The organism is Photobacterium satsumensis (assembly GCF_050336935.1).
In the GTDB taxonomy this organism is placed as follows: Bacteria; Pseudomonadota; Gammaproteobacteria; order Enterobacterales; family Vibrionaceae; genus Photobacterium; species Photobacterium satsumensis.
This window is the reverse complement of record NZ_JAKJSK010000023.1, coordinates 44531-53862: the sequence shown is the minus strand read 5'-3', so window position 1 is coordinate 53862 and position 9332 is coordinate 44531. Positions and strand designations below refer to the sequence as shown.

Annotated in this window: 9 protein-coding genes and 5 tRNA genes; 8 read left to right on the top strand and 6 right to left on the bottom strand. The window is 48.8% G+C overall.

Annotated features, from left to right (window positions below; all coding sequences use genetic code 11):
* The first annotated feature begins 13 nt into the window (after positions 1–13).
* The 6 genes from L4D79_RS28900 (at position 14) to L4D79_RS28875 (ending at position 2671) form a co-directional block, all read left to right on the top strand.
* Positions 14–98: transfer RNA gene (locus L4D79_RS28900), tRNA-Tyr, on the top strand.
* An 83-nt stretch (positions 99–181) separates the two neighbouring features.
* A tRNA-Tyr gene (locus tag L4D79_RS28895) sits at positions 182–266 on the top strand.
* A gap of 83 nt (positions 267–349) precedes the next feature.
* A tRNA-Tyr gene (locus L4D79_RS28890) sits at positions 350–434 on the top strand.
* 81 nt (positions 435–515) lie between these two features.
* Positions 516–600: transfer RNA gene (locus L4D79_RS28885), tRNA-Tyr, on the top strand.
* A gap of 79 nt (positions 601–679) precedes the next feature.
* Positions 680–764: transfer RNA gene (locus tag L4D79_RS28880), tRNA-Tyr, on the top strand.
* Between the two features lie 194 nt (positions 765–958).
* Positions 959–2671 (top strand): response regulator, encoded by a 1713-nt coding sequence (locus L4D79_RS28875; protein ID WP_428657146.1) that lies wholly within the window; start codon positions 959–961, stop codon positions 2669–2671.
* A 30-nt stretch (positions 2672–2701) separates the two neighbouring features.
* Here L4D79_RS28875 and L4D79_RS28870 read toward each other — a convergent pair whose 3' ends face one another.
* Together L4D79_RS28870 and L4D79_RS28865 are read right to left on the bottom strand one after the other, a co-directional pair.
* A complete protein-coding gene (locus L4D79_RS28870) occupies positions 2702–3664 on the bottom strand; it encodes a glutathione S-transferase family protein (RefSeq protein WP_428657144.1) in 963 nt (320 codons plus the stop codon).
* A gap of 149 nt (positions 3665–3813) precedes the next feature.
* Positions 3814–4065 (bottom strand): GlsB/YeaQ/YmgE family stress response membrane protein, encoded by a 252-nt coding sequence (locus L4D79_RS28865; protein ID WP_428657142.1) that lies wholly within the window; start codon positions 4063–4065, stop codon positions 3814–3816.
* 204 nt (positions 4066–4269) lie between these two features.
* Between L4D79_RS28865 and xthA the strand changes: the two genes are divergently transcribed.
* Both xthA and grxB read left to right on the top strand, forming a co-directional pair.
* Positions 4270–5076 (top strand): exodeoxyribonuclease III, encoded by an 807-nt coding sequence (gene xthA / locus L4D79_RS28860; RefSeq protein ID WP_428657140.1) that lies wholly within the window; start codon positions 4270–4272, stop codon positions 5074–5076.
* Positions 5077–5165: 89 nt separating this feature from the next.
* A complete protein-coding gene (gene grxB / locus L4D79_RS28855; protein ID WP_428657138.1) occupies positions 5166–5816 on the top strand; it encodes a glutaredoxin 2 in 651 nt (216 codons plus the stop codon).
* Between the two features lie 68 nt (positions 5817–5884).
* Here grxB and L4D79_RS28850 read toward each other — a convergent pair whose 3' ends face one another.
* The 4 genes from L4D79_RS28850 to L4D79_RS28835 form a co-directional block, all read right to left on the bottom strand.
* On the bottom strand, positions 5885–6562 hold the full coding sequence (locus tag L4D79_RS28850) for an ABC transporter permease (protein WP_428657136.1): 678 nt from the start codon (positions 6560–6562) through the stop codon (positions 5885–5887).
* A 2-nt stretch (positions 6563–6564) separates the two neighbouring features.
* The gene (locus tag L4D79_RS28845) at positions 6565–7305 is read right to left on the bottom strand and encodes an ABC transporter permease (protein ID WP_428657134.1); all 741 of its coding nucleotides are present in this window, start codon (positions 7303–7305) and stop codon (positions 6565–6567) included.
* Positions 7306–7381: 76 nt separating this feature from the next.
* On the bottom strand, positions 7382–8158 hold the full coding sequence (locus tag L4D79_RS28840) for an ABC transporter substrate-binding protein (RefSeq protein ID WP_428657132.1): 777 nt from the start codon (positions 8156–8158) through the stop codon (positions 7382–7384).
* Between the two features lie 145 nt (positions 8159–8303).
* Positions 8304–9074: an ABC transporter ATP-binding protein gene (locus tag L4D79_RS28835; protein WP_428657130.1), complete on the bottom strand. Its 771-nt coding sequence runs from the start codon at positions 9072–9074 to the stop codon at positions 8304–8306.
* Positions 9075–9332: the final 258 nt, after the last annotated feature.

Below are 9332 nucleotides of genomic sequence, written 5' to 3'. Positions count from 1 at the left end.
AGCAACACCCCGTGGAGGGGTTCCCGAGTGGCCAAAGGGATCAGACTGTAAATCTGACGGCTCTGCCTTCGATGGTTCGAATCCATCTCCCTCCACCATCATTTCGAAAATTGTTTTACTCGTAWGAGTGGCCAACAGTTTTCTGGCTTAGTAATAAAGCCAACAATTAGCAACACCCCGTGGAGGGGTTCCCGAGTGGCCAAAGGGATCAGACTGTAAATCTGACGGCTCTGCCTTCGATGGTTCGAATCCATCTCCCTCCACCATCATTTCGAAAATTGTTTTACTCGYAAGAGTGGCCAACAGTTTTCTGGCTTAGTAATAAAGCCAACAATTAGCAACACCCCGTGGAGGGGTTCCCGAGTGGCCAAAGGGATCAGACTGTAAATCTGACGGCTCCGCCTTCGATGGTTCGAATCCATCTCCCTCCACCATCATTTTGAAAATTGTTTAACTCGTAAGAGTGGCCAAACAGTTTTCTGGCTTTAAAAGCCAAACAATTAGCAACACCCCGTGGAGGGGTTCCCGAGTGGCCAAAGGGATCAGACTGTAAATCTGACGGCTCTGCCTTCGATGGTTCGAATCCATCTCCCTCCACCATCATTTCGAAAATTGTTAACTCGCAAGAGTGGCCAACAGTTTTCTGGCTTTTAAAGCCAAACAATTAGCAATACCCCGTGGAGGGGTTCCCGAGTGGCCAAAGGGATCAGACTGTAAATCTGACGGCTCCGCCTTCGATGGTTCGAATCCATCTCCCTCCACCATCATTCCAAGCCAGTAGTGAAAACTACTGGCTTTTTTCATACCTTCTTTCTCCCTTCATCCCTGTTCCCTCTATGACTCCCAATGATACATTCAAAATTCTACTTTCAACTCACAAACTTAATACCCTTATTTTGCAAATGTCTTTTTGTATGCCTATGATTCAATCAGTAGCATATGGTTTTAGGACAGGGAAATGCCAATAAATCAAAGCCAATTACGAGGACAAGTATTGCCCCTGCATGCAGTGAAGGCCTTGATTGTCGACGACCAGCGCTTAGCCACCACTATGCTTAAGTCAATTTTGCAGCAAATTGGATTAACCCACGTCGATACCGCACTCGATCACCAGCAGGCGCAACAGCATTGTGAACATAATGCCTTTGATGTCTTACTTATCGATTATCATCTGGAAGGGCCACTCACAGGTACCGAGCTGATTAACTTACTTCGCCGTAAAAAACTCATCTCCCCCTATTGTGGCATTATCATGATTTCCGGTGATCATTCCGCCGAAGTTATTTTGACCAGCATGTCCGTTGAGCCAGACAGCTTCATGGCCAAGCCGATCACAACAGAAATCGTTAAAGCAAAATTAACCGCAACCCTCAATGAATGCGCCTTGAGAACCCCGGTTTATAAAGCTCTCATCAATCAAGACAGAGACAAAGCCATCAACCTGTGTAAAAAGCAGCTGATGCATGCTGGCTACCATCACAAACTTGAAGGGCTTCTGCTGGATTTATTGATTGAAGACGGCCAATGGCTACAAGCCGAAAAGTACGCCAACATACTGAAGAAGCACCACCCGTCACCAAAGTTAAGCCTTATATTAGCGAAGATACTTCACCACAATAACCAAATAAAGCCAGCAATCCATATATTGGAATGCCAGCTTCAGCAGTCACCACTACACATCGAGCTCTATGACTACCTTGCTATCTACCAAGAGCAAGACAAAGCCTATTATGATGCTCTGGAGTCAGCGCAAAAGGCGCTCAAACTCACCCCGAGTATTAGTCATCGTGCCCTCAAAGTTGCCCAGCTTGCAGCAGATCTCGACCGTAATGATCAAGTTATTAAGGCAGGACACAATCTTGCCAATCACCTTCCAATCATCGATGTCGATTGGATTATCTGCCTAGCCGAATACATGGCTATTTTCGAGCAGCTGTATTTCAATCAGACATCCTTGGCCAACCGACAACGACTCAAGACCGAGCTGCAACGAATCAACAACCGTGCCTATTCAAGAGTGATGGCCGCCCAGGAGCCGTTTCTAACCACCTACAGCCATATTGTCATGAGCCGGTTGTTGCTGGCTAATGCACAGCCTTTAAAAGCCAAGCGAAGAATGCTGCTGGGTCTATCCCAATTCTTCGATAGGATTCCCAAGCTACCATCTGTTGTTATCGCTGACGTCCTCCCGTTATTGGTCCATTTCGGTGAAACCCAGCTGATCAACACTTGCATGCAAGCCATTGATAAAAGAAACCGTTTCGATGGCCACAGCCAAAACAGGCTCAACGACATCAAACAACAAACCCATCTTGCCGAACGGATCAAGCAGCTTGAGAGCCAACTGAAAGAGGCCTATACCCTTTTACCTACTTCCTCAGAGCAAGCCTTCGTCCGGTACCAGAACATTGTCCATGAATATCCACTTTGCAGCGAAGCCAACCTAGGTTACCTGCAATGTATGCTTGAGCTTAATATGGGCAATGAAAGGGAAATTAGAAGCAGCATGAAGGCCATTAGCTCCATGCCGCTACCTGGCGATTTGGAAACCTGGCGCAAGCAGATTTTAGAAGGCATGACCAGTAAGAAGGCATCACCTCACCAGCACAAAGTGGCACTCACCTACAAAAAACAAACCCAACGTTTCCTTGAGGCAGAAAACGCTGGATAGGCATTGGAGCGGCTGAATAAAAAACCGTGGTTACAGGCTATCACGGCCATGCGGCGACAATAGATCCAGCTCTGGGCCCTTGGGGACAATGCCGGTTGGGTTGATCATACCGTGGCTGAAGTAATAATGACGTTTGATATGGTACATATCGACCGTTTCCGCCACTGCAGGGTACTGGTAGAGCTCTTTGAGGTAGCCCTGAATATGCGGATAGTCAGCAATCTGCTTGAGGTTACATTTGAAATGGCCAACATACACCGCATCAAATCGAACTAACGTTGTAAACAAGCGCCAGTCCGCTTCTGTTAGCCTATTTCCCACCAAATACCGGCTTGTCGCCAAGTGGCTATCCAGCTTATCGAGGGCATGGAACAGGCTATCGAAAGCCTCCTCATACGCCTCTTGGGTAGTGGCAAAGCCGCAACGGTAGACTCCGTTATTAATATTGGGATAAATAAAGTCATTCCACTGCTCAATTTCCTGACGCAAAGCATGAGGATAGAAGTCCTGCTGATCGCCCGTGATGTCATTGAATGCGTCATTAAACATCCGGATAATTTCAGACGACTCATTGCTGACAATGGTTTCTGTTTTCTTATCCCAAAGCACAGGTACCGTTACCCGGCCGGTATAATCCCTCTTGGCCTTGGTATAAACCTGGTGCAGGCATTCAAAACCATACAGGGGCTCAGGTTGTGAAAACTCCCAGCCCTTGGTCTGCATATCCGGGCTAACAACGGTAACGCCAATATGAGGCGCCAAGCCTTTGAGCGCGCGGAAAATCAGCGTGCGGTGCGCCCACGGACAAGCCAGCGAGACATAAAGGTGATAGCGGCCTGATTCAGCCTTGAAACCGGCTTCACCATTGGGCCCTGTACGACCGTCGGCGGTTAGCCAATTGCGAAACCCGGCATCCTCACGGATAAACTCGCCCTTGTTGTTTTCTGTGTCATACCAAACATCATGCCAAACACCTTTCACTAACTTGCCCATCAGCCGCTCCTCGTTTAAACCGTTTACGTCTCTTTTCAACTATGCATCGATTATAGGAAGCGGCTTGCAAAATGTCCGGTGGCTGAAACTGAACAAGATAATCAACTTACTTGAACAACTTCAACGACTACCCAGCCAGGCCTGCTACATTATTTCCGTATGAACTTGTTATAAACGAACAACAAGATCAACGCTCCGAACGTCGCTGTCACCAAACTACCAAAATTGACGCCGGTTGCCGCGCCAAGGCCAATAAACGATCCTACCCAGCCTCCGACGAAAGCACCGGCAATACCTAACCCCATTGTTGCTATCCAACCGCCACCATCATCCCCGGGCATCAACCACTTCGCCACTGCACCGGCGATGAGTCCTAAAATAATCCACGAAATAACACCCATATGCTGACCTCGCTTTGCTTCATAGTAAGTCGATCAAGCTTGAGCTTAGTCGAGGTTTTACGGCTTGGACAAATACTAGCAATACCGAACCCCTCGTCCTCCTTTGTACTTCAGCCTGTTCAATGGCTTTCGTAATGTGTGTTAGTATCGATAACATTGCTCGGGACAAAATAGTCCTATGACCAAATCAGATTGGATAAAATAATGAAAGTCATCTCCTTCAATATCAACGGCCTTCGCGCTCGCCTTCACCAACTGCAAGCCCTGATAGACAAACACCAGCCTGACGTGATTGGACTTCAAGAAATCAAAGTCCACGACGAAGCCTTCCCGATTGAAGATGTCGAAGCCATGGGCTACAAAGTCTACCACCATGGTCAAAAAGCCCATTACGGCGTGGCAATGCTGTGTAAGCAAGAGCCAATTGAAGTACGTAAAGGTTTCCCAACCGATGACGAAGAAGCCCAGCGTCGTATGATCATGGCCACCTTCGAACAAGAAGATGGCCGCAAGGTAACGGTATTGAACGGCTACTTCCCACAGGGCGACAACATCAGTCACGAGACCAAGTTCCCGGCCAAAGAGAAATTCTACGCCGACCTGATGACTTACCTCAACGATCACCACAACAACGATGAAGACGTCATTGTGATGGGTGATATCAACATAAGCTCAATTGATCTGGATATCGGTATCGGCCCAGCCAACGCCAAGCGCTGGCTGAAAACGGGCAAGTGTTCGTTCCAGCCGATCGAGCGCGAATGGCTGAAAACGCTGCTGGACTGGGGCTTTATTGATACCTTCCGCCAGCTTCACCCTGAGGTTGACGATCAGTTCTCGTGGTTTGACTACCGCTCTAAAGGCTTTGTCGATAACCGTGGCCTGCGCATTGATGTGGTTCTGGCTACGCCTTCCCTGGCTGAACGCTGCGTTGAAGCGGGCATCGACTACGAACTGCGTGGTATCGAAAAACCCTCTGACCACGCGCCGATTTGGTCAACCTTCAAGTAAGACCCGATTAAGCAAGTTACATCAGTGAGCGGGAAGCGACTTCCCCTCACTGGCAATTCAGTGCGCAAGTTGACTCACAAGGAGAGAAGATGAAACTGTTTGTATTTGATCACTGCCCTTTCTGTATCAAGGCCATGATGGTGGCAGGCCTGAAGAAGGCTGATATTGAACTGGTATACCTGCAGAACCATGACGTGGATGCACGTATCAACAAGGTCGGCGCGAACCTCGTGCCTATCTTGCAAAAAGAAGATGGCAGCTACATGGCTGAAAGTTTGGATATCGCCGCGTATATCGACGCCCTTGATAGCAATCCGGTATTGGCAACCGGTAGCAATGATAACAACATCAGCACTTGGTCGAATATCGCCCGCCCATTCAGCAGCCGCTTGCTATACCCGCGCTGGATGAAGGTCGAACTACCTGAATTCCAATGCGAAGAAGCCAAGGCGTGGTTTACCAAGAACAAAACCGCCATGATCGAGCAGGACTTTGAAGATGCCTTCGGCAAGACCGAGGAATACCTGATCGAGCTCAATGCCTCCTTTGAACTGTTATCTTGGCTTCAGTTGCCATCTGAGCGTAACAATGTCCTGAGCTACGACGACGTCAATCTGTTCCCGTCGCTACGCAACCTGACGGTAGTTAAAGGCGTCCAGTTTCCTGGCCGTATCCGCCAGTACATTGATGAAGTTGCCGCATTGACGTCAACATCGCTATATGACGATATCGCGGTGTAACCGGATTACAGAAACAAGAAGCCCAGCCAGTTGGCTGGGCTTTTTTATACCGTTCACTGACAGGGTCATTACGACAATGGCCGCAAGTGCCTCATCCAACGTCCCTCAAGCTTGCGGAACCCCCACAGGATGATGAACGTCAGTATCATGTAGAACATACCGGCAAACAAGTAAGACTCAAACGGCGCGTAATAGCGGGAATTAACGATTTTCGCCGCCCCGGTGAGATCAACAATCGTCACGATACCGGCCACCGCCGAGCCATGAAGCATGAAGATCACCTCGTTACTGTAAGCCGGCAACGCACGGCGCAGTGAGCTTGGCAAAATGATCCGACGGAAAGCCTGAGCGTGGCTCATGCCATACGCCTTGGCCGCTTCAATTTCGCCTTTTGGCATACTGTTTATCGAACCACGGACAATCTCTGCGGTATAGGCTGCGGTATTGAGCACAAAGGCTACTAGCGCACAAAACCACGCCTCCTGCCACAATGTGCCTTGCACAATAATCAATTGGCTCAAACCGTAATAAATCAAGTACAGCTGGATCAGCAGCGGCGTACCACGGAAAAAGTAGATAAACGCCCACGCAGGAAGATAAACCAATGGCATCTTGCTGTTACGAGCAATGCCTATCGGAATCGCAATCACCAAGCCAACCACCAAAGCAACGGCCACCAGCCATACCGTGGTATACAACCCCTGCCAATAAATTGGCCACGAGTCAGTCAGAATACTAAAGTCCATACCTACCTCGTGTGAATACTGAATCTACGCTCTGCCCACTTTAGGCCAGTGGTCGAGAGCGAGGTAAAGAGAAGGAAAATAACCGCTACAGCCATATAGAAGGTAAATGGCATTTGAGTCGTCCCTGCCGCCAGCGAACCTTTACGCACCATGTCATCAAGCCCGATCACCGACACCAGAGCGGTGGTTTTCAGCAATACCAGCCAGTTGTTGCCGAATCCCGGCAAGGCATGGCGAACCATCTGCGGCAGCAAGATACGGCGAAAAGAAAGGAAGCCACTCATACCATAGGCTTTACCTGCTTCCAGCTCCCCTTTGTCGACAGCCATAATCGCACCACGGAAGGTCTCTGCCATGTAGGCGCCGAAGATAAAGCCAATCGTTAAGATCCCGGCGATAAACGGGCTGATTTCAATATAATCGGGTAGATAGGCGGTCCATTCATGGTTTGGATCCGAAGATGTGAAATGACCATTGAGAAACTCATTGATCCGGTAGAGGCTATCGTTGAGCAGCATCTGGCCGCCAAAGAAGATCAGCATCATCAATACCAGATCAGGAATGCCACGGATCACCGTGGTATAGAAAGTGGCAATAGCCCGCGCCCAGCGGTAAGGGGATAGCTTTGCCAGTGCCCCCAGCATACCCAGCACCATCGCCAGCACCAGTGATAGCAAAGCGACTTGCAGGGTAAGCCATGCCCCTTCCACCAGTGACCATTCATAACCTTTCAAATCAATCAAAAGGAAGCTCCTTCTTACTGCTTAGGAGAGTGACCCTAAAAGGCTACCTTTCAGGATCACAGCAAGGTTCTACTGATTAGTCACCGTAAACATCGTAAGCAAAGTACTTCGATGCGATTTGCTGGTAAACCCCTTTTTCACGCAATGATTTGATGGCTTCATCAAGCTGCTTGGTCAGATCTTTGTCTTGCTTGCGAACCGCAATACCAAAGCCGTCACCGAACCATTTCGGATCCGTCAGCGATGGGCCGATAAACTCATAGCCATCACCACCCGGCTTGTTCAGCAAGCCTTCTTCAAGCGCTGAAGCATCACCCAGAACAGTGGCTATACGGCCTGCTTTCAGGTCAAGGTAAGCGTCATCAAATGAGCCGTAGCGAACAATTTCCACCGAACCATCAAAGTTATCGGTTAGGTATTTGTCGTGAGTCGTCGCACGCTGAACACCCACTTTGACACCATCAAGCCCTTCTTTGGTGAAGTCGATATCAGTGCCTTTCTTGGCAACAAACTTGTTTGGGATCAAGGCGTACTTACCCGTAAAGTCGACACGTTTCTTACGCTCTTCGGTAATAGACATCGCCGCGATAATGGCATCGTACTTGCGCGCTAGCAGTGATGGGATAATGCCATCCCAGTCTTGTGCAACGATTTTACATTCGGCTTCCAGCTCTTTACACAGCGCATTGGCCATATCCACATCGAAGCCACGTAGCTCGCCGTTTGGCTCGGTCCAGCTAAACGGAGGATAAGCACCTTCAATTCCGAAGCGCACTGTTTTCCACTCTTTTGCCTGTACCGCTGTGGTACCCAATGCTGTCACTACCGCTGCTGCCAAAATCCATTTTTTCATTATTTACTCCTGCTGTACTTTTAGTCCTGTTGTATTGCACTTCACTTGTGGCCCTTCATCTCGCTGGTTTCCTATCCCCAAACAGGTCCCCTGGGTCACTCGTTACAATATGAATTGCTATATGAGTTGCTTGTTGCAAGTTTGCTTAGTAGATCGATGAAATAAACTGTTGGAGACGCTCCGACTCTGGATTCGAGAACAGCTTGGCTGGATCGCCCTGCTCCTCCACTTTCCCCTGATGCAGGAACATCACCTGATTTGATACATCACGGGCAAAGGCCATCTCGTGGGTCACCACCAGCATGGTCCGGCCTTCTTGTGCCAAGTCTTGCATTACCCCCAATACTTCACCCACCAACTCTGGGTCAAGGGCCGATGTCGGTTCATCGAACAGCATGACTTCAGGGTCTACTGCCAGGGCCCGGGCAATCGCGGCACGTTGCTGCTGCCCACCCGATAAATGGCCAGGATAATAATTACGGCGCTCATACAGGCCGACCTTTTTCAGCAATGCCTCACCACGTTCAATTGCCTCGGCCTTGGGCACTCCCAACACGTGGACAGGGGCCTCGATAACGTTGCCCAACACAGTCATGTGTGACCATAGGTTAAAGCCCTGAAAAACCATCGCGAGGCGGGAACGAATGCGCTGCACTTGTTTTTCATCAACAGGAAGAAATTCTCCCTGTCGATTATTTTTCATTTTAATCAGTTCACCGTTGACCCAGATCTCGCCCTGAGTCGGTATTTCAAGTAGGTTGATACAACGCAGAAAAGTACTCTTCCCCGAACCGGAAGAGCCAATAATCGAAATTACATCACCACGGTGGGCCGTTAACGATATACCTTTAAGGACTTCGTTCTGACCAAAAGACTTATGCAAATCCCTTACATCAAGCGCCACTTCACCTGCCATGTGCGCCAACTCCTGTTACTCCGTGAATTACCAATATCCCCTCACCGTATCTTTGAATGAGTGGGATCTCGCTGCACAAAAAAGGCAAAAGGCTGCCTGTTTTGCGAACACTTTTATCGACGGTATCACTAGAAATAAAATTTGGCAACATTTCATTAACCAGCACAAAGGAAGAATAACCAGTCACATTTTAAGAATAAAACAGCGACTAACGTGTATTTCACCTACATTGAACTATTTACCAGCATGCGGTAATTT